The organism is Pseudomonas sp. NFACC45, from assembly GCF_900113505.1.
GTDB lineage: Bacteria > Pseudomonadota > Gammaproteobacteria > Pseudomonadales > Pseudomonadaceae > Aquipseudomonas > Aquipseudomonas tehranensis.
This window is the reverse complement of record NZ_FOPO01000010.1, coordinates 265,057-285,140: the sequence shown is the minus strand read 5'-3', so window position 1 is coordinate 285,140 and position 20,084 is coordinate 265,057. Positions and strand designations below refer to the sequence as shown.

General features: G+C 58.5%; 22 protein-coding genes. 15 read left to right on the top strand and 7 right to left on the bottom strand.

All coding sequences use genetic code 11. The features are described 5' to 3' along the window. Positions 1-88 precede the first annotated feature (88 nt). Positions 89-739: a hypothetical protein gene (locus tag BM132_RS19830; protein WP_092458080.1), complete on the bottom strand. Its 651-nt coding sequence runs from the start codon at positions 737-739 to the stop codon at positions 89-91. Between the two features lie 373 nt (positions 740-1,112). On the opposite strand from BM132_RS19830, the gene coxB reads away from it, so the two are divergent. The 4 genes from coxB (at position 1,113) to BM132_RS19810 (ending at position 5,490) form a co-directional block, all read left to right on the top strand. After that, positions 1,113-2,240 carry a cytochrome c oxidase subunit II gene (gene coxB, locus BM132_RS19825; RefSeq protein WP_092458077.1) on the top strand — a complete coding sequence of 376 codons (1,128 nt, stop codon included), beginning with the start codon at positions 1,113-1,115 and terminating at the stop codon, positions 2,238-2,240. An 82-nt stretch (positions 2,241-2,322) separates the two neighbouring features. Next, positions 2,323-3,909, top strand: coding sequence for a cytochrome c oxidase subunit I (gene ctaD / locus BM132_RS19820; protein WP_092399773.1), 1,587 nt, complete (start codon positions 2,323-2,325; stop codon positions 3,907-3,909). 117 nt (positions 3,910-4,026) lie between these two features. Next, a complete protein-coding gene (locus BM132_RS19815) occupies positions 4,027-4,578 on the top strand; it encodes a cytochrome c oxidase assembly protein (RefSeq protein ID WP_092399771.1) in 552 nt (183 codons plus the stop codon). A 24-nt stretch (positions 4,579-4,602) separates the two neighbouring features. Continuing rightward, positions 4,603-5,490 (top strand): cytochrome c oxidase subunit 3, encoded by an 888-nt coding sequence (locus tag BM132_RS19810; RefSeq protein ID WP_092399769.1) that lies wholly within the window; start codon positions 4,603-4,605, stop codon positions 5,488-5,490. A gap of 4 nt (positions 5,491-5,494) precedes the next feature. On the opposite strand, the gene BM132_RS19805 is transcribed toward BM132_RS19810, so the two are convergent. Further along, on the bottom strand, positions 5,495-5,698 hold the full coding sequence (locus tag BM132_RS19805; RefSeq protein ID WP_092458074.1) for a twin transmembrane helix small protein: 204 nt from the start codon (positions 5,696-5,698) through the stop codon (positions 5,495-5,497). A 70-nt stretch (positions 5,699-5,768) separates the two neighbouring features. Here BM132_RS19805 and BM132_RS19800 point away from each other — a divergent pair, with 70 nt between their 5' ends. The 6 genes from BM132_RS19800 to BM132_RS19775 all read left to right on the top strand — a co-directional run bounded on the left by BM132_RS19800 (position 5,769) and on the right by BM132_RS19775 (position 10,838). Next, positions 5,769-6,506: an SURF1 family protein gene (locus BM132_RS19800; RefSeq protein WP_092399765.1), complete on the top strand. Its 738-nt coding sequence runs from the start codon at positions 5,769-5,771 to the stop codon at positions 6,504-6,506. Then, positions 6,472-7,065, top strand: coding sequence for a hypothetical protein (locus BM132_RS19795; protein WP_092458071.1), 594 nt, complete (start codon positions 6,472-6,474; stop codon positions 7,063-7,065). The genes BM132_RS19800 and BM132_RS19795 overlap by 35 nt, the downstream gene beginning before the upstream one ends. Positions 7,066-7,075: 10 nt before the next feature. Then, positions 7,076-8,155: a COX15/CtaA family protein gene (locus BM132_RS19790; protein ID WP_092458068.1), complete on the top strand. Its 1,080-nt coding sequence runs from the start codon at positions 7,076-7,078 to the stop codon at positions 8,153-8,155. Then, complete coding sequence (gene cyoE / locus BM132_RS19785) at positions 8,143-9,042, top strand: heme o synthase (RefSeq protein WP_092458066.1); 900 nt, start codon at positions 8,143-8,145, stop codon at positions 9,040-9,042. The genes BM132_RS19790 and cyoE overlap by 13 nt, the downstream gene beginning before the upstream one ends. Further along, complete coding sequence (locus BM132_RS19780) at positions 9,039-9,674, top strand: SCO family protein (protein WP_092399757.1); 636 nt, start codon at positions 9,039-9,041, stop codon at positions 9,672-9,674. The genes cyoE and BM132_RS19780 overlap by 4 nt, the downstream gene beginning before the upstream one ends. Before the next feature lie 804 nt (positions 9,675-10,478). Continuing rightward, complete coding sequence (locus BM132_RS19775; protein WP_092458063.1) at positions 10,479-10,838, top strand: DUF6124 family protein; 360 nt, start codon at positions 10,479-10,481, stop codon at positions 10,836-10,838. 60 nt (positions 10,839-10,898) lie between these two features. On the opposite strand, the gene BM132_RS19770 is transcribed toward BM132_RS19775, so the two are convergent. Continuing rightward, on the bottom strand, positions 10,899-12,062 hold the full coding sequence (locus BM132_RS19770; protein ID WP_092458060.1) for an ATP-binding protein: 1,164 nt from the start codon (positions 12,060-12,062) through the stop codon (positions 10,899-10,901). 381 nt (positions 12,063-12,443) lie between these two features. After that, positions 12,444-13,328, bottom strand: coding sequence for an alpha/beta fold hydrolase (locus BM132_RS19765; protein WP_092458057.1), 885 nt, complete (start codon positions 13,326-13,328; stop codon positions 12,444-12,446). 88 nt (positions 13,329-13,416) lie between these two features. Here BM132_RS19765 and BM132_RS19760 point away from each other — a divergent pair, with 88 nt between their 5' ends. The 3 genes from BM132_RS19760 (at position 13,417) to BM132_RS19750 (ending at position 15,977) form a co-directional block, all read left to right on the top strand. Then, the gene (locus BM132_RS19760) at positions 13,417-14,190 is read left to right on the top strand and encodes a helix-turn-helix domain-containing protein (RefSeq protein ID WP_092458054.1); all 774 of its coding nucleotides are present in this window, start codon (positions 13,417-13,419) and stop codon (positions 14,188-14,190) included. 688 nt (positions 14,191-14,878) lie between these two features. Continuing rightward, a complete protein-coding gene (locus tag BM132_RS19755) occupies positions 14,879-15,241 on the top strand; it encodes a DUF6124 family protein (protein ID WP_092458051.1) in 363 nt (120 codons plus the stop codon). A 187-nt stretch (positions 15,242-15,428) separates the two neighbouring features. Then, complete coding sequence (locus BM132_RS19750) at positions 15,429-15,977, top strand: GNAT family N-acetyltransferase (protein WP_256244287.1); 549 nt, start codon at positions 15,429-15,431, stop codon at positions 15,975-15,977. Positions 15,978-16,117: 140 nt separating this feature from the next. Here BM132_RS19750 and BM132_RS19745 read toward each other — a convergent pair whose 3' ends face one another. Beyond that, on the bottom strand, positions 16,118-16,768 hold the full coding sequence (locus BM132_RS19745; protein WP_092458048.1) for a DUF2459 domain-containing protein: 651 nt from the start codon (positions 16,766-16,768) through the stop codon (positions 16,118-16,120). A gap of 537 nt (positions 16,769-17,305) precedes the next feature. On the opposite strand from BM132_RS19745, the gene BM132_RS19740 reads away from it, so the two are divergent. Together BM132_RS19740 and BM132_RS19735 are read left to right on the top strand one after the other, a co-directional pair. Then, complete coding sequence (locus tag BM132_RS19740; protein ID WP_092458045.1) at positions 17,306-18,454, top strand: helix-turn-helix domain-containing protein; 1,149 nt, start codon at positions 17,306-17,308, stop codon at positions 18,452-18,454. Further along, positions 18,441-18,920, top strand: a complete 480-nt coding sequence (locus BM132_RS19735) for a DUF4411 family protein (RefSeq protein ID WP_092458042.1) — start codon at positions 18,441-18,443, stop codon at positions 18,918-18,920. Before BM132_RS19740 ends, BM132_RS19735 begins: the two co-directional genes overlap by 14 nt. 75 nt (positions 18,921-18,995) lie before the next feature. Here BM132_RS19735 and BM132_RS19730 read toward each other — a convergent pair whose 3' ends face one another. Together BM132_RS19730 and BM132_RS19725 are read right to left on the bottom strand one after the other, a co-directional pair. Then, complete coding sequence (locus tag BM132_RS19730; protein WP_092458039.1) at positions 18,996-19,229, bottom strand: hypothetical protein; 234 nt, start codon at positions 19,227-19,229, stop codon at positions 18,996-18,998. Positions 19,230-19,241: 12 nt separating this feature from the next. After that, positions 19,242-19,721 (bottom strand): hypothetical protein, encoded by a 480-nt coding sequence (locus tag BM132_RS19725; RefSeq protein WP_092458036.1) that lies wholly within the window; start codon positions 19,719-19,721, stop codon positions 19,242-19,244. Positions 19,722-20,084 lie beyond the last annotated feature (363 nt).

Here is a 20,084-nt window from a genome sequence, read left to right as displayed (position 1 = left end):
GGCGTAGTGTCAGGCAACTCATTCGTTAGCTGATACACCGCTTTCGCGAGCAAGCCCGCTCCCACAGTGGGTTGTGTGTTCTGCCGGATCAAGCCGCCGGCTGATCCAGTTCCAGACCCACGCCCAAGCGACGGGACATGCATGGCCAGCGCTTCCAGGCCGCGCCGGTTTGCGGACTGCTGAGCGTCTCGCGGTAGGTTTCTACCGACTCCAACGCAAACGTCTCGTCATTGAGCATCTCATCGAACGTGTGGTGCACCACCTCATCGAGTTGATTGGCAAATTCCTCCCCGATCAACTGGTGAGCAATCAGATTGGCGACCGTCATGTCCAAGGGGATCAGCGGCTGGCCGAAATGCTTGATGTACAGGTCATTGACCTCCTCGACAAACCGGTGTGCCAGATAGGCTTCGTCCAGCAGGCTGTCGAGCCCGACATGGCCGGCCATGATCGTCGGCGGCTGGAGGAAGTACTGTTCGGCAATCTTGAGTACCGGTTTGATCTGCGACTCGATACCCGCCTCCCTGGCGACTTCATTGGCCGCATCCAAAAGGTCAGGCACTTCATCGATATAGGCGGCGACAAAACGTGCCAAGACATCGTTGGCGTCGGTGTCCGGCAACTGGATGGCACGGTGCAGGTTCGGCAGCTGGGCCTCCAGCTGACGCGTCAGTTGGCCGGTCTCGGCCTCATGTTGTTGGGCTTTTTGGATCTGCTCGCGCAATGCGGCGGTGTTCATGACAACTCCAGGGGACAAGGCAATGAAATAAGGAAGACATAACTTAGCTGGCGAAAAGACACTCCTCAGACCTATTTTTCATAACCGGTTCGTCCTTGATACGTCGCTGTTATATCGGTTTGCCATCACTCACGTTCGCATCCTTCTCCATTCGTGGGCTCTAGCGCAAGCCCTGCCTGTTTCAAACGATTTACGCCATCGCGTTGCGAGGTTGCAGGTGCTGTCTATACTCGGTTTGGAATGGAGTTAGCTGATGACACCCGATTGCATGTGCAGCAAGGCGCGGCGAGTCAAGTTGGTAGTCTGAGGTAGCCGATCCCTTGCCGCTGGCGTTACGCCGACGGGATAACAAGAACGATAAGGGGAACCCGCAATGACGCGACATCCACACGTATGGATGGGCCTCCTGTTGTGGTCGATTTTCAGCCAGGCGCAAGCGGCCTGGACTGTGAATATGGCGCCTGGAGCGACACAGATCAGCAATGCAGTGTTCGACCTGCACATGACCATCTTCTGGATCTGTGTAGTGATCGGCATCATCGTCTTCGGCGCCATGTTCTGGTCGATGATGATGCACCGCCGCTCAACCGGCCAGCACGCGGCCAATTTCCACGAAAACACCCGCGTCGAAATTCTCTGGACCATCGTGCCTTTCCTGATCCTGGTGGCGATGGCGGTTCCCGCCACCGCGACCCTGATCAAGATGTACGACTCCAGCGAGTCGGACATTGATATCCAGGTCACCGGCTATCAATGGAAGTGGCACTACAAATACCTGGGCCAGGACGTCGAGTTCTTCAGCAACCTGTCCACTCCCGCCGAACAAATCAATAACCAGAGCACCAAGGGCGAACATTACCTGCTGGAAGTCGACAAGCCGCTGGTGCTGCCGGTCGATGCCAAGGTGCGCTTTCTGGTGACCTCCGCCGACGTGATCCACTCCTGGTGGGTACCCGCGTTCGCGGTCAAACGCGATGCGATTCCCGGGTTCGTCAACGAAGCCTGGACCCGCGTCGACAAGCCCGGCCTGTATCGCGGCCAATGCGCCGAACTGTGCGGCAAGGACCACGGGTTCATGCCGATCGTGGTCGAGGTCAAGAGCAAACCCGACTACGAAGCATGGCTGGCCGAACGCAAGGCCGAAGCGGCGCAGCTCAAAGAGCTGACCAGCAAGGAATGGACGCAGCAAGAGCTCATCGAGCGTGGCGACAAGGTCTACCACACCGCATGCGTGGCCTGTCACCAGGCCGAAGGCCAGGGCTTGCCGCCGATGTTCCCGGCGCTCAAGGGCTCGAAAATCGCCACTGGACCAATCAAGGATCACCTGAACATTGTCTTCCACGGCAAACCCGGCACGTCCATGGCGGCGTTCGGCAAGCAGCTGTCGGAAGTCGATATCGCGGCGGTCGTGACCTATGAACGTAACGCCTGGGGCAACAACAAGGGCGACATGGTGACGCCTAAAGAAGTGCTGGAACTCAAACAGGCGGAAAGCCAATGAGCCGGCCTGACGTTTGCTCCCGCAACCGGTCGCAGCTCACAGCCGCGCGCCGCCCAGCCCACTCGTTCGAAGGAGACAGGACATGAGTGCTGTGATCGATGACCACGGTCATGCCGACCACGCCCACGGCCCCGCCAAAGGGCTGATGCGCTGGGTACTGACCACCAACCACAAGGATATCGGCACGCTGTACCTGTGGTTCGCCTTCTCCATGTTCCTGCTGGGCGGCTCGTTCGCCATGGTGATCCGCGCCGAGCTGTTCCAGCCCGGCCTGCAGATCGTGCAGCCGGAGTTCTTCAACCAGATGACCACCATGCATGGCCTGGTGATGGTCTTCGGCGCGGTGATGCCGGCCTTCGTCGGCCTGGCCAACTGGATGATCCCGCTGATGATCGGGGCGCCGGACATGGCCCTGCCGCGCATGAACAACTTCAGTTTCTGGTTGTTGCCGGCGGCGTTCCTGATGTTGGTGTCCACGCTCTTCACGGAAGGCGGCGGGCCGAACTTCGGCTGGACCTTCTACGCGCCGCTGTCCACCACCTATGCGCCGGAAAGCGTGACGTTCTTTATCTTTGCCATCCACCTGATGGGCATCAGTTCGATCATGGGCGCGATCAACGTGGTCGCCACCATCCTCAACCTGCGCGCCCCCGGCATGACCCTGATGAAAATGCCGCTGTTCGTCTGGACCTGGCTGATCACCGCGTTCCTGCTGATCGCGGTGATGCCGGTGCTGGCCGGCTGCGTGACGATGATGCTGATGGACATCCACTTCGGCACCAGCTTCTTCAGCGCTGCCGGCGGCGGTGACCCGGTGCTGTTCCAGCACGTGTTCTGGTTCTTCGGGCATCCCGAGGTGTACATCATGATCCTGCCGGCCTTCGGTGCCGTCAGCTCGATCATCCCCGCGTTCTCCCGCAAGCCGCTGTTCGGCTACACCTCGATGGTCTACGCCACGGCGGCCATTGCGTTCCTGTCGTTCATCGTTTGGGCGCACCACATGTTCGTGGTGGGCATTCCGCTGGTGGGCGAGCTGTTCTTCATGTACGCCACCCTGCTGATCGCCGTGCCCACCGGGGTGAAGGTATTCAACTGGGCCAGCACCATGTGGCAAGGCTCACTGACCTTCGAGACGCCGATGCTGTTTGCCGTGGCGTTCGTGATCCTGTTTTCCATCGGCGGTTTCTCCGGGCTGATGCTGGCCATCGCCCCGGCGGACTTCCAGTATCAGGACACCTACTTCGTGGTCGCGCACTTCCACTATGTGCTGGTGCCCGGCGCGATCTTCGGGATCTTCGCCTCGGCCTACTACTGGTTGCCGAAATGGACCGGCCACATGTACGACGAAACCCTCGGCAAGCTGCACTTCTGGCTGTCGTTCGTCGGCATGAACCTGGCGTTCTTCCCGATGCACTTCGTCGGCCTGGCGGGCATGCCCCGGCGGATCCCGGACTACAACCTGCAGTTCGCCGACTTCAACATGGTCTCGTCCATCGGCGCGTTCATGTTCGGCACCACGCAAATCTTCTTCCTGTTCATCGTGATCAAGACCATTCGCGGCGGCGAGCCGGCGCCGGCCAAGCCGTGGGATGGCGCCGAAGGATTGGAGTGGAGCGTGCCGTCTCCGGCGCCGTATCACACCTTTACTACGCCGCCGGAAGTGAAATGAACACCGCCGCTTTTGTGGGAGCGAGCCTGCTCGCGATAGACGCGACTCGGGGTGCCAGGCACACCGCTATCGCGAGCAGGCTCGCTCCCACAGGGTTCGGTGCAAGAGGCTGTAACCATGGCTGACTCAATTTCACTGAAGAAACTGGTCACTCGCCTGCTTGTGGTGGTGGTGGCCATGTTTGCCTTCGGGTTTGCCTTGGTGCCGATCTATGACGTGATGTGCCGGGTGTTCGGCATCAACGGTAAGACCGCGGGGCAGTACGAAGGTGAACAAATCGTTGATGAGTCGCGCCAAGTGCGTGTGCAGTTCCTGTCGACCAACTCGGTGGACATGGTTTGGGACTTCTATCCCAAGGCTGACCAGTTGGTGGTCCAGCCAGGGGCGGTGAACGAGATGGTCTTCGTCGCCCACAACCCTACCGATCGGCCGATGAGCGCCCAGGCCGTTCCGAGCATCGCGCCAAGCAACGCGGCGGCCTATTTCCACAAGACCGAATGCTTTTGTTTTACCCAGCAAGTGCTGCAACCCGGCGAACGTATCGAAATGCCCATGCGCTTCATCGTTGACCGGGACATGCCCAAGGAAGTGAAGCACCTGACGCTGTCCTACACGCTGTTCGATATCACCGCTCGTCATCCACCGGTGGCTGTAAACACTGACCGATAGCGTGCCCGATAAGGAGAACAATAAATGGCAACTCACGAGCACTATTACGTTCCGGCCCAGAGCAAATGGCCGATCATCGCCACCGTCGGGATGTTCGTCACGGTGTATGGCCTGGCGACCTGGTTCAACGACCTGAAAGCCGACCGGCCCGACTCCCACGGCCCGCTGATCTTTTTCGTCGGTGGCCTGTTGCTGGCCTACATGCTGTTCGGCTGGTTCGGCGCGGTGATCAAGGAAAGCCGCGCCGGGCTCTACAGCGCGCAGCTTGACCGCTCATTCCGCTGGGGCATGAGCTGGTTCATCTTCTCTGAAGTGATGTTCTTCATCGCCTTCTTCGGCGCGCTGTTTTATGTGCGCATGATCTCGGCGCCAGGCTTGGCCGGTGAAGGAGAGAAGGGCCTGTCGCACATGCTCTGGCCGAACTTCGAGTTCGTCTGGCCGTTGCTGAACAACCCCGATCCGAAACTCTTTCCCGCGCCCAAGGATGTGATCAGCCCCTGGGGCCTGCCGCTGCTCAACACCATCCTGCTGGTCAGCTCCAGCGTCACGGTGACCATCGCCCACCATGCCTTGAAAAAAGGCCATCGCGGCGCGTTGAAGATCTGGCTGGCGATCACCGTGCTGCTGGGTTGCGCGTTCCTCGGCTTCCAGGCCGAGGAATACATCCACGCCTACCAGGAACTGGGCCTGACCCTGGGCTCCGGCGTCTACGGCGCGACGTTCTTCATGCTCACTGGGTTCCACGGCGCCCACGTCACCATCGGCACGATCATCCTGTTTGTGATGCTGATGCGGATCATGCGCGGGCACTTCGACAACGAGCATCAGTTCGGCTTCGAGGCGGCGAGCTGGTATTGGCACTTCGTCGATGTGGTGTGGATTGGCTTGTTCATCTTCGTCTACGTGCTCTGAGGATTTACCAAGGCACGTGGGACACCAACTGGCCGCTGAAAAAGCCCCAGGCGATCAAGCCGACGGTGATGGCGGCCAGGCTCACCCGAATCGCCAGGGCGATGACCAGGCGATTGGAATTGCCTTCGTCCTTGACCAGAAAAAACAGACCACTGAACAGACTGGCAATCGTGGCAATCAGCATCAGGACGATGGCTGCTTTGAGCATTAGGGACACTCCGGGGGGACGCGATGCACGTGAGTATAGCTACCTCGTTCGACAGCTTTGGAACGGCGCCATGAAAGGCTTTCGGCCGGGCATTGTGCCGTCTCTGGTAGTGGCGATCCTGCTGCCGGTGATGGTGTGCCTGGGTTTCTGGCAACTGAGCCGGGGCGAGCAGAAGCGCGAGCTCATGCACAGTTATGCCGAGCGCCGCGTGGCGCCGCCGATGGACAGCGGCGAACTGCAACAGACGGCGGATCCGGCCTTTCGACCGGTCAGCCTGCGAGGCCAGTTCGACGCCGAGCACAGCATCCTGCTGGATAACCGCCAGCACGACGGCAAGGTCGGCGTGGAGTTGCTGCAACCCTTTCTCGACCATGCCACCGGCCTGTGGCTGCTGGTCAACCGCGGCTGGTTGCCCTGGCCTGACCGCCGCACCCCGCCGGCCTTCAGCACCCCGGAACAACCGGTGAGCCTTCAAGCCTGGGTCTATGTGGCTCCGGGCGCCACGTTCCAGCTCCACGCCGACCCGGCCGACGCGCCGTGGCCGCGCCTGGTGACCACCATCGAACCGGACAAACTCTGGGCCGAACTGGGCCGCAACGGCTTCGCCTACCAATTACGCCAACAAAGCGGGCCCGGTGCCTACCGGACCGATTGGCCGGTGGTGGCCATGGGCCCGGAAAAACACCTCGGCTATGCCGTGCAGTGGTTCGCCATGGCGGCGGCGCTGTTTGGCCTGTTTCTTTATCTCGGATGGCACAACGCAGGGAGACACCATGGGAAACACCATGAATCCAACCAACACGTCTGAGGCGCCCACGGCGCACAACCGCCGACGCGGCCGCGTGCAACTGCTGCTGATCGTGCTCGGGGTGATCGGCCCGATGATTCTGGCCACCGGCATGTACAAATTCCAGTTCTGGGTCCCGGAAAGCCGCAGCTATCACGGCGAACTGATCGGCAACGGCCAGACCCGCGCCGAGATTGGCGTGCAGGCTGACGAGAAACGCTGGCAGATCCTGGTCACGGCGCCGCAGGCGTGCTCCGAGGATTGCCGGCAACTGGTGTACCTGGCCCGTCAGGTGCAGATCGGCCTGGGCCGCGACGCTTCCCGCGCCAGCCACGCCCTGGCCATCGCGCAACCGCTGGACGCCGAATACGACGCCCAGTTGCAGCGCGAATACCCGCAACTGCAACGCTATCCGCTGGACCTGCCGGCCTATCAGAAAGGCGCCCAGGGCAGCGAGGAAGCGCAGCTGTGGATCATCGACCCCCATAGCAACCTGGTGCTGCGTTATGACGCCCGGATCAAGGGTAAGGCGCTGCTCAACGACCTGCGACATCTGTTGAAACTGTCGAACATCGGATGAGGGCAACGACATGGCCAAACCTGGATTTCGCCTCGCGCTGTTTGCCACGTTGCTGGCATTGGTCGTCGTCCTGCTGGGCGCCTACACCCGGCTCACCCACGCCGGCCTCGGCTGCCCGGACTGGCCCGGCTGCTACGGTTTCATCAGCGTACCCAAGAGCGAAGCCCAACTGGCCCATGCCGAACTGCATTTTCCCGACGCCCCGGTGGAAGCCCACAAGGGCTGGAACGAGATGGTCCATCGCTACTTCGCCGGCTTTCTGGGGCTGATGATTGCCGCTCTGGCCGCCCGAGCCTGGGTGAACCGCCGTCACCCCGGCCTGCCATTGAAACTGCCGCTGTTTCTGCTGGCGGTGGTGGTTGCCCAGGCGGCGTTCGGCATGTGGACCGTCACCCTCAAGCTGTGGCCGCAAGTGGTGACCGGGCATCTGCTGGGCGGCTTCGCGACCCTGAGCCTGCTGTTTCTGCTCACGTTGAGATTATCCGGCGTATTGCCGGCGCTGACCGTGCCCAAGCGACTGCAACACTGGGCCACCGCCGGGCTGCTGCTGGTGATCGGCCAGATCGCCCTCGGCGGCTGGGTCAGCTCCAATTACGCCGCCGTAGCCTGCGTCGATTTCCCGACCTGCCACGGCCAGTGGCTGCCACCGGCGGATTTTGCCAACGGCTTTCATCTGACCCAGCACATCGGCCCGAACTACCTGGGCGGGCAGCTCGACAGCGACGCCCGCACCGCCATCCACCTGACTCATCGCATTGGCGCACTGCTGGTGACGTTGGTGCTGCTGGGGCTGGCCTGGCAATTGAAGACAGTCGGCATGACCCGCTTGGCGGGGTTGGTGTTGGTGGCCCTGGCGGCCCAGATCACCCTGGGCATCAGCAACGTGCTCTTTCATCTGCCGCTGCCGGTGGCCGTCGCTCACAACGCCGGGGGCGCCGCGCTGCTGCTGACCCTGGTGCTGGTCAATTATCACGCCCGCACCAGCCTGGTTCGGGTCAAGCATCAAGTCCCGCTGCGCTGGCGGTTCAACCCGCATAAACACGGCGTCAGCCCCATAACTATAAAAGGAGAGATGCCATGGCAACCCTGACCGGTGAACGCCACAGCCAGGCGATCTGGCGCGATTATCTGGAGCTGACCAAGCCCAAAGTGGTGGTGTTGATGCTAATCACCTCGCTGGTGGGCATGTTCCTCGCCACCCGCGCCGGTGTGCCGTGGACGGTGCTGGTGTTCGGCAACCTGGGCATTGCCCTGTGTGCCGGCGGCGCGGCGGCGGTCAACCATGTGGTGGACCGCCGCATCGATGCGGTGATGGCCCGGACTCACAAACGCCCCCTGGCCGAAGGCCGGGTCTCACCGGCCGCCGCACTGACCTTCGCCCTGGCCCTGGCGGTGGCCGGCCAAGCGCTGTTGCTCACGTTCACCAACCCGCTGACCGCCTGGTTGACCCTGGCCTCCTTGCTCGGCTATGCGGTGATCTACACCGGCTTTCTCAAGCGGGCGACGCCGCAGAACATCGTCATCGGCGGTCTGGCCGGCGCGGCGCCACCGCTGCTGGGCTGGGTGGCCGCCACCGGGCATGTCAGCGCCGAACCGTTGCTGCTGGTGCTGATCATCTTCGCCTGGACCCCACCGCACTTCTGGGCCCTGGCGATTCATCGCAAAGAGGAATACGCCAAGGCAGACATCCCGATGCTGCCGGTGACCCACGGCGAGCGCTACACCAAGATCCATATCCTGCTGTACACCCTGGTGCTGCTGGCGGTGAGCCTGATGCCCTTTGTGATCCAGATGAGCGGCCTGCTGTACCTGGTTTGCGCGCTGGTGCTAGGCGCCCGGTTTCTGCAATGGGCCGTGGTGTTGTACCGTGGCAGTCGGCCGCACGCGGCGATCAACACGTTCAAGTACTCTATCTGGTACTTGTTCCTGCTGTTCATCGCCCTGCTTGTAGATCACTACTTACTGTTGAGCCTATGACTCGAACCCAGAAAACCGTCTTCATCCTCGTGGCCGTGATCGCGCTGATCATGGGCCTGACCATCAACAAAGTGCTGTCCGGTAAAGGCGAGGGCGCCCAGACAGCACTCATCGACGCCGGCATCATCCTGCTGCCCCAGAGCCGCAACCTGCCGGACGTGAAAATGACCGACCAGGACGGTCAGGCCGTGGTGATGGACGAACTGAAAGACAAATGGAGCCTGCTGTTCTTCGGCTACACCTTCTGCCCGGACATCTGCCCGACCACCCTCGCCCAACTGCGCCAGATTAAAAGCGAGTTGCCGAAGGAAGCTGTGGATAAGTTGCAGATCGTGTTGGTGAGCGTCGACCCGAACCGCGACACGCCCAAGCAACTCAAGCAGTACCTGGGCTACTTCGACCCGCAGTTCATCGGCCTGACCCCGTCATCCATCGAAGACCTGCAGAAGCTGGCCAACGCGGTGAGCATTCCGTTCATCCCGGCGGATACCAGCAAGCCCAACTACACGGTTGATCATAGTGGCAACCTCGCCGTCATCGGCCCGGACGGTACCCAGCGTGGGTTCATTCGGGCGCCGTTGAATAACCAGAAGCTGGTGACGCAGTTGCCGGAGATGCTGAAGCGTAAATAACGGCGCAACCTTTATAGCGCGGGGACTCGCCCCACCTGTAGGAGCTGACGAGTGAAACGAGGCTGCGATCTTGCCCCAGGCAATTGAGTCATGAGTGAAAGATCAAAATCAAAAGATCGCAGCCTCGTTCCACTCGGCAGCTCCTACCAGCTCCTACCGATCCAGTTTTTTCAGAAACACCGTCATTTCCGCTAGATAGCTATCGCGATCAAGCCCGCTCTCAGTGGTGAACACAACATCTGCAACAGCCCACCCCCGTGGCGAGGGAGCTTGCTCCCGCTGGGCTGCGCAGCAGCCGCAAAACCGGACGATGCGGTTTGCCTGAAGAAATGCAGGGCCTGCTGCGCAGGCCAGCGGGAGCAAGCTCCCTCGCCACAGGGGGGCGGGTGTCAGGAAATGGAAGCGTGCTCGCGATGAAATCGACGCGGATCCAAAGGAGAACGCCCGCCCGCATCGCCAGCAAACCCCACTCCTACAGAACCCGGCTACACACTTTCACCAACCCACGCATCCTTGCGCCTTTGCCTACAACTACGCCAGAATCCGCCCGCTTGTGCGCCTTGTCCCGGGGTTCTATTGTCTTCCTGCCACTGCCCATCAGTGGTCGGGTTTAGTAGCCCGAGGTAATCGAAGTTGTACAAGCGCTTCTCAAACAGGGCCCGACCCTGTTCTTGATGGTGGCTGTACGCAGGGCGCTTAGGCGCGCCGGCTTCTTCGGTTCCCCGGTCTACTAACCTGCGTACAGCTGCCACCCCCTTGTTTAGTAGCTTCGGGGTGTCGGCACCACATCAGGAACCGAAGCTTATGTTCAAAATTACCCCGAATCCGCCAGAAGCAGATTCCACCTCTACATCCGCACAATCCAAAGCCAAGCAGCAAGACGAAACCACCAAACGCGTGCTCGATCACTACTTACTGCCGAAATCTGAAAAATCTAAAGATGAACCAAAACCGGGCCAGCTATTCACCGTCGTGAAAGGCCTTGATAACGAATGCTTGCTCGCCAACCTCAGCGAGACATTGGCCTCGGCTGATGCCATGGTGAGTGATCTGGCGTTTGATCTGGATGGATCGCGGCGTCATGTGGCGCTGGGGATTCAGCAGTTGATTGAGCTGGGTTCGTTGCTGGCGAATCGGGTGTTGGATAACGTCGAACCACGTTAACCGCAACACCATCAAGCTGTGTGGCGAGGAGTATTCCCCCTCGCCACACATTGCAGGCCCTCATTCCTGGCGACGCATGAATTCTGCGAAAAGGGGAACTGTAAAATTCAGATATCCGTGATCTGTGCTGTAGATCATTCCCTTGGAAATGATGTTGGCCCGAGTCGGACCAAGCGATGATTGAGGACGCCCCATCACCTTCGCAACATCAGCGATGGCATAGGGGCCATCGCCAAGGGTGGACATGGCTTTTACAAACTGAACCTCCGAAGGTGTAAGCCGATCGATACGGACCCTGAAGAAGCCCGCATCGAGAGAGGCCAATGTCTCCGAATAAGAATGCTCGACATCGTCAACAGTAATTTCGGGCCCCTCGGCGTTGTTCCATGCCGTAGATGCCCACTCTTGAAGAAAGAACGGATAGCCCTGCGTCCGATCAACAATGCTGTCCAGAGCGGCGGTGTCGATAGAGGCTTGCTCCTCTAGGATCGGCTTTTGAACGGCTTGAGTCGCAGACGGTTGATCAAGCGCCCCCACCTCCGGGTAAAGGAAAAGCCGCTCGGCATATGACTTCGCCTCACCCGCCAGCCGAGCAACTTGCGGAAGACCTGCACCGACCAGCAGCACCGGAAGCCCTTCTTGCGACATGCGATGGATGGAGACAATCAATGCCGATAGATCTGCTTCGGTGAGGTATTGGACTTCATCAATGAGAAGAATCCAGCCTTTACCGGCGGCCTGTGCGGCTTCACCTATTACAGTAAAAAGATCTGGAAGGTCGTATTGAAGATTTCCGCTATCCGCGAGTCCAGGCTCAGGCTCAACACCAATCTCAATACCGCCAATATCAATCTTGAAGATTGATGCAAAGCTGCGAAGTCCTTTTAGCCCACGATTAGCAATTTGCTTGGCGACCTCAACGCTGGACAGCGCGCGCATGACCTTTCGCATTTCAGGATAAAGAAGACGTGCAAGGCTTTCACGTTCTGGTGCCTCCACTTTGGAGACGAAAAGACCTTCCTCCTTTGCAATTTTTCCTATCTCATTCAACAGGACGGTCTTACCCGTGCCTCTTAAGCCAAGGAGCATGATGGAACGAGCACTTCGCCCATTGACGGCTCGTCCACAGGCAATTCTTGCCGCCTCAAGAATCAGGTCGCGCCCCGCCAGTTCAGGGGGCCTGCTGCCCGCCCCGGGCGCAAACGGATTACGGTAGGGATCCATGTCGACCTCACGAAATAGCGAAATCTATATAAAGATAGCTAAAGCTAGCTTAACTGCCTATCTTTGGCTATACATCGATAGTATTCAATAGAAACGCATTTATTTCTGATGTTTTCTATGAGTGCTGCGCGCTCAAGCGGGAGCAAGCTCCCTCGCCACGGTAGATCGAGTCGCCGGGGGGTATCAGGGGTGGCAGTCCAGTTTCTGAGAAACACAGTCATTTCCTTTTCCGCCTGCGGAAACGAGAAAAGGGGACCGAGAAAAGGACCCAGAAAAGGGGACGACCAGAAAAGGGGACAGATTTATTTCCCTCAAGACCGCTCTGGGTGTGCTTAAGCCAAAGTCGGCGAACCAGGAGCCCAGCTCCGATATCACTCCACCCTACTCCTGCTTTGCCAGCAGAAAGGCCTTGAGGTGTTGAATCACCTGCTCTGGTTGGTCTTCATGAACATACAACTTGGCCTTGTCAATGCTGATAAAGCCGGCAAGGTTGGCAAAGCTTCGGCTCATCTCAATGGCATACGGCTCAGGGAAGGTATCGTCCTGCCGCCCCCAGATCAGCAAGGTCTGTGCCTCGATCTGGCCATGAAGACGGCTCAAGGCATCGAGCTGCGGCCAATCGAGCACTGCGATAAAGGCGCACCGGGCTTGCTCCATGCTCTGCGCGGACTGGATCAGCGGCGCGATAAAGCGCCGATGAAAGCTGCCGAGCAAGTGCTGGTGATCGTAGAGCGTTCCGCCAAACCCCCGCTTCGAACACAGATAGGCAGCACTTCTTAGCTGGATGCGAGCAAGCGCACCGTATCCCGGTAACCAACGTGCCAGTTGTTTGTACAGACGCTGGTTGGGTGCGCGATGCCCAGGTATTTCGCTATTGAGCAGAATCAACTTGGCCACGCGGCTGGCGTCCCAAAGTGCAAGGTAGCGGGCGGCGATACCGCCGCTGTCATTACCCAACAGGCTATAGCCCTGCGCAATGCCCAAGGCCGCAAGTAAACCCTGGAGCAGACGCGCCTGGCCGGCGGGGCTCAGATCATGTTCTGTTGACCAGGCTGTCATGCCTGCGCCTGGGAGATCCGGCACAATGCAACGAAAGCCTGAGGCAAGCGCATCGACCAACGGCGCAAAGGTATCGCCATTAAGTGGCCAGCCGTGCAGCATCAGCAGTACCGGACCTGTTCCATAGTCGCGATAACCAAAACGCAGCCCTTCGATACTGATGAATTGATGCGGTGCGGCAAGAAAGCCGCTGGCGTATGCATTCATTGTGCTGCCTCAAGTGCTGTGGAGTTTCGGCCAATGTAGTGGCAGCCAGGGCGAGCGACTTGTAAGAACCAACTGACTTGAGGACACCGTGCAGAATTTTTTGATCCTGGGCAATCAGCTCACCCTGTATGTCGGGCCGCTACCCGACATCAGCCTCCATCGACATAGCGCCAGCGCTCTATGCCTGGGATTACAGGCGCCGATTCAGGCACGAGGTACCGACGCAAGCCCATGGCAGCGTTACGATCAGTTATTCGTGCCAGCAGGTGTCGAGCATGCTTTGGCGTTTGCCGGGCAACCTGTGGCGGTGTTGTTTTTTGAGAAACAGAGCCGCCTCTACCAGCAGTTGCTGCTGCGTTACAACCTATCTACCGAGCACTTGAGCGATCCCGGGCCGAGCGCCGGCAACTGGCTGACGGAACTCAAAGGGTTGACGGGCCGCGATGTGCAGGAAGGCGAAGCCCTTCTCGGGCAAATCGCCATGCGCTTGCTGCCCGATACGGGCGAGTCGAACCACGCAGACCCACGGGTACTCAAGGTGCTGGATGCGATGCAGGCGCAGCCCCAACGCAATTTCACCACCCAGGAACTGTCGGCCCTCGTTTGTCTGTCGCCAAGCCGCCTTTCTGCACTGTTCAACCAGGCCATGGGGCTGCCGCTGAGGCGCTACCGGGTGTGGCTGCGTCTGCGCGCGCTGGTCAGTTTTGTCAGCCAGGGGCTATCGCTAACCGAAGCCGCACAGATGGCGGGGTTCAGCGACTCAGCCCATTTCAGCAACAGTTGCCGCAAGCTACTGGGGGTCAAGCCGACTGACGTGCTTGCTGGCGATGATCTACGCATCCTCTTTTCCAACCGCCTGTGAACAGCCTTTATGATCCTCGCTACACATTGCGTCGATCTCAAAAGCAGAAAAGCGAGAAAAGCGAGAAAAGGACAGAAAAGGGGACAGATTTATTTCCAGTAAATAAATCTGTACCCTTTTTTTGGCAACAGCCCCCCCGTGGCGAGGGAGCTTGCTCCCGCTCGGCTGCGCAGCAGTCGCAAAACCGGACGATGCGGTTTGCCTGAAGAAATGCAGGGCCTGCTGCGCAGGCCAGCGGGAGCAAGCTCCCTCGCCACAGGGGATCGGGTGTCAGGAAATGGAAGCTTGCTCGCGATGAAATCGACGCGGTTCCAGACCAAAACAAGTCACCCGCATCGCCAGCAAACCCCGCTCCTACAGAACCCGGCTACACACTTTCACCAACCCACGCATCCTTGCGCCTTTGCCTACAACTACGCCAGAATCCGCCCGCTTGTGCGCCTTGTCCCGGGGTTCTATTGTTTTCCTGCCACTGCCCATCAGTGGTCGGGTTTAGTAGCCCGGACGACATCCCGGTTGCACGAGTCTCATCAGTTAGGCATTTGCCTGCACTTGATGGTGGCTGTGCGCTTGGCGCCTTCGGGCGCGCCGGTTTGGGTGTGTCACCGGTCTACTAACCTGCGCACAGCCGCCACCCCTTTGTTTAGTAGCGAGATGGTTGCGGCCCTACTAGAGGGAAGACATACCCATGTTCAAACCTACACCGAATCCGCCAGAGGCAAATTCCTCCGCACAGTCCGCAAAATCCAAAGCCAAACAGCAAGACGAAACCACCAAACGCGTGCTTGATCACTACTTGCTGCCGAAATCTGAAAAATCTCAAGACAAACCAAAACCGGGCCAGCTATTCACCGTCGTGAAAGGCCTCGATAACGAATGCTTGCTCGCTAATCTCAGTGAAACCTTAGCTTCAGCCGATGCCATGGCTGCTGATCTGGCGTTCGACCTGAAAGGCTCGCGGCGTCATTTGGCGCTGGGGATTCAGCAGTTGATTGAGCTGAGCTCGTTGTTGGCGAATCAGGTATTGGATAATGTGGAGCCGGGGCGGTAGGTAGGCTGTTCCCAACGGAAAAACCCGGCGTTCTGCGTCGGGTTTTGGTGCGTTCATCCATAGACGTGGACGAGCTCTCTCTAAACAAGAACTCTTCCAACAACAACCGCTCCTCACCTCCCACACAGCCCTTTTAGCGAAAGGCTGAGAACGGCCAGAAGGCATCCTTCGCAAGTGTCTATGGAACTTGGGGCAGTTTATTTCTGATTTTGCAGCGGGTATGACAGACACCGATTTTTTTGGACACCTTTCGAGAAACAATGTGGCGATTCGACGGTTCAGAATCGGAGATGAGATTGCGTTGTTCCACGTCTTTTACTCTGCCATTCACGATATTGCGTCAAGAGATTACACCCACGATCAAATCGAAGCCTGGGCTCCTGCTGATCTTGATCCGAAGCTCTGGGCGAATCATCTTCGAGATCTCCGTCCGTTCGTGGCTGAGATCGACGGCGAAATAGTAGGCTACGCCGACATTCAACCGAACGGTTACATCGACCATTTTTTTGTGTCGGGTAATCATCCCCGGCGGGGAATAGGTTCTTTATTAATGAATCGCATTCATGAAGAAGCCAAGTTGCTTGGAATCAGCGAGCTTACTTCTCATGTCAGCAAAACGGCTGAACCATTCTTTGTATTGCATGGTTTTTATGTCGTAGAGCGAGGATTTCCGATCCGTCGGGGTGTAACGCTTCAGAATGCGTTGATGCAGAAAAACCTGAAATGCGGCATATGAATATTCGGTAGAGGGGCAAGTGGCCACTTTATTTCTGATACACGTGGGATGCAATTTCGCAAACAGGATTTTGGGTAGGCCACATTCCTGGAAACTGGATGTCAGCATCATTGGAATACACACCCGCCGTCAGGCACAGGCTAGCGGGTAGCCAGACAGGATGCACCGACCGCTGTCGCCCGGCGTAACTGCGACATGACGTTCCCCGCCGTAATCACCGCCGTAGGCGATACTGGGCAACTGCTCGCGGCCAGCGCCTCTGCGACCCAGGTATTGCAGGTATAAAACAGCGAATAGCTACCCTCGGCCTGGTAGAACCGGCTCTCTCCATACAGGCCAGGCCCGAGCACCACCAAGGTGCCCGTCGCTGAGCGGGTGAAGGATCCGGCCACGAACGCGAGCAGTCGTTGGTAGCCGTCCTCCGTCACCCGCACTTCGATGACCTCGCTTGCGCCGAAACTCCGCCTGGGGTCTCCGTCAATCTTGACCGCATGCAGTACGGTTGCCGTCGACCCGAACAAGGCTCGCAGGGCGAGGCTCAAGGTGGCCTGTGGGGCTCGGTAAAAATCCTCGTCACCCCAACCGAACTCAACGAAGTCACCGTCGCTGAACGCTTCGGCCAGTGCGGGAAGCACCTGAAGTAGATCGGGGCGCGCAATGATCAACCCGGTATGCAGGCCATGATTCACTACATAGAAGGACCGCCAATCGCCACCCTCGCCCCTCGGCGGGTCCGACGCGGTAGCGCAGCCGAACAGCGTGAGGACCAGGGACAGCACTACAATGCGCATACACAAGGGCTTGGAGGCTCGCTAACGAAACGTGGGAAAACCCCAGCGGGGTTGGCGCTGGATCTCGGCCAGAAGCAACTATGGCGCTTAGATGCTCAAAGCAGCGATACACCACAAGGTATCTCAGAGACCAAGCCTAGCATTCAGGAAACCCGGAGGCCGCGCGGAAGCGCGGGCAGGGCGAGGGCCCTTCCAGCCCCCCTGAGGGGAGCCTGCTCGGGGTGTCCCCCTTCAATAACATTCGCGTGGATGCTTGCTCCTGCTTCTCCACCTTCTGAGAGTCAAGCCAGGGCCTGACCACCGCACCTCCAAGCTACATATCCTTGCGCCTTTGCCTACAACCGCACCAGAATCCGCCGGCTTTTCAGCCTTGCCCTCGGGCTCTATCGTTTCCTTAACATTGGCCGAGCCGGCATCGATGACACTCAGGCATGCTAGCTCCCCTCGGGAAAGTCATAGGCCCGGCCGCATCAAACTTTCGGCAGCTAGCTTTGGTGGCTCATGTTCACCGGTACACACCGTCTATATACTCAAATCATGGAACGTATCCAATCAATCAATCTCGCGCGGATAGACTGGTGTTGTACCGATCACGGTATGACGCGGGACGAGCTCGCCCGTGAGATCGGTATAGCACCTGCCAGCTTTGAAAAAGTGATGGCCGGCGAGACAGGGCTGACCTTCAACCAGCTGCGTAAGCTGGCGGCCGTTTTCGGGCGAGGTACCTTGTTTTTCATGGAGCCAGGGCCGGTCAACGAGGCAAAGGTGCACTCGCCGCAGTTCCGCACCTTGAGCAATCAGAAACCGGAACTTTCGCACCGCCTGAAGCTGCTGGTTGAGCGAGTGGAGCGTCAGCGCGCAGTGTTCCTTGCACTGCGTGAGGAGCTTGAACCGACGGAGATCGTGCGCTTCTCGCCGCCCGACCTAGCAGGCCTGAGCATCCCCGATGCGGCCAGCCGTGTGCGTAAATGGCTGGGGCTGGCGAACCGTAACAATTTCGACAGTTATCGTAAGGCCATCGAAGCGCGCGGCCTGTTGGTCTTCCGCAGCAATGGCTACAACGGTAAATGGCAGATTGCGAAGGAAAGCCCGATCCTCGGTTTTTCACTCTACGACCCTGAATGCCCGGTAATCGTCATCAAGAAGCAGGATGCAGATACCCGCCAAAGCTTCACGTTGATGCATGAGTTAGGGCACCTACTTATTCATCGGGCAAGCTCAATTGACGATGAAGAGGATTTGTATTCGGCGGACGATGAAGAGCAAGAGGCGAATGCCTTTGCCGGCCATCTGTTGGTCCCCGATCGGTTTCTATTAAGCATTCATGACAATGAGCGCCCTGTTGAGGCGGCCGAATTTGATGGCTGGCTGGAACCACAACGCAGGGCGTGGGGTGTGAGCGGCGAGATGATCCTACGGCGTCTGATGGATGACGGACGTTTGCCAAGCGAAGCCTATGCCGCATACCGACGGTGGAACAAGCAACGAGTGATGCCTGAAAAAGAGGGTGGCAGCCGAGAGCACCGCAATCGCGAACCCCGGCACATTTTTGGCGATGGTTACGTGCGCACAGTGCTGGATGCCATGAACGCTCGTCGTATCACTCTCGCCAAGGCAAGCAGCTATCTCGACAACCTTAAGATCTCGGACCTGCACAAGCTGGAACGCTTCTATGCAGGTGTTTGATGCCTCATCCATGCTCTACGCGTGGGATAACTACCCTATCGCGCAGTTTCCGGGGCTTTGGGCATGGATGACGGATCGAGTGATGCAAGGGGTGATTCGGATGTCCGAGGTTGCCGCCGAAGAAGTTGGACACAAAGCACCGGAGTGCGTGACCTGGCTGAAGGAGGCAGGTCTGCAAAAGGTGCCCGTGACCGAGGCGATCCTATTGGAAGCCTTTCGTATCAAAGGATTGCTTGAGATCGAAGAAGACAAATACGGTGCTGGGGTTGATGAAAACGATCTATATATCATTGCCACCGCGAAGCTACATGGCTGCGAGTTGGTCACGGATGAGGCGTTTCAGCCTTCTGCGAACAAGCACAAACGCAATTGGAAGATTCCTGCTGTTTGCAATATGGAAAGTGTGCAGACCCCCTGGATCAACTTCCTCGACTACATCAAGCGATCCCAAGCGGTTTTCGGGTGATGACTTCAGTCATTTGAGTACAAAATCGGACTGATCTTCTGATATTTAGCTTACCCCTTCTTATCCTCAGTCAACCTACTCAAACCGCCGCCGCTTCATGAACAATCCCATCCCTATCGCCACGGCAAAAACCGACAGCAACCCCAGATCAAACCCCAACACGCGGGTCTGACCTGCCACAACACAGCCAACCGCACCCGCCGCCACCAACGCCACGCCGAGCCACTTGCGCAGCAGATGCGGCTTGAGAAACTGATCGAATAGAAAGTACATCACCATGGCAACAACCATCTGGGTAATGTCGGACATGTATGTCTCCAGTCAGATCTTGATGATCAATGTCGAGAGGGTGCGTTGCGGGCCGATACCGCCGTTGACCTGCGCCTCGATACTCACCAACACGTCGCCCGCATGGTAGGTGGGAAGGATTTCATTGGCATACATGCGCACGCCGACCCCAACAGGAACACCCACATAAGTGGAGGCCACGGCACTGGTGGCAGTAGTGAAAGCAGAGGCAGCAAGATTGGCAATCGTGGTGCGTTGGGCATTGAGGGCATCGCCCTGTTGCCTAGTCAGCGGTTTGGAGATGCCGATCATCATCACGCACGGCAGACTCTTGGCCAGCATCTTGTCGTACACCTCGACGACCTTGCTGTTGACTTCATAGTGGGCGCTTTTCGCCTCGCCAAAATGCAGCTCGCGCAGGCGTCCGCGTTCGCTGTCGGTGAGGGTAATCTGCGAGACGTTGAAGACCATCCCGTGATTGCCCATGTATTGGAAATTCCCTTCGAACTTCATCGCCCGCATCCTTTTGGGGTAAAGGTGGCGATTTTCTACAACGAGCGGATTGGATTCAAATCATTTCAGCTTGGTGGGTTGGGGAGCGGGGAATGCCGGTCAGTTCAGCCACAACCCTGTATGGACAAAGCTTGCCCGCGTTTGGGGCAGGTCAGTCGACAACGGGTTTGGCTGGTCTACCGCTATCGCAAGCAAGCTTTGCTCCCACAGATTTTGCGCCGTCTGAGCTTTTAGCGGATCAACAGTGAATTGGGGGGTGGACTTTTTTATGAGTGCTTCGCACCCAAGCGGGAGCAAGCTCCCTCGCCACGGGGGAACGAATCTGCCCGTTTTCCCGTGCGCCAACCTCCTTAACCCGCCGCC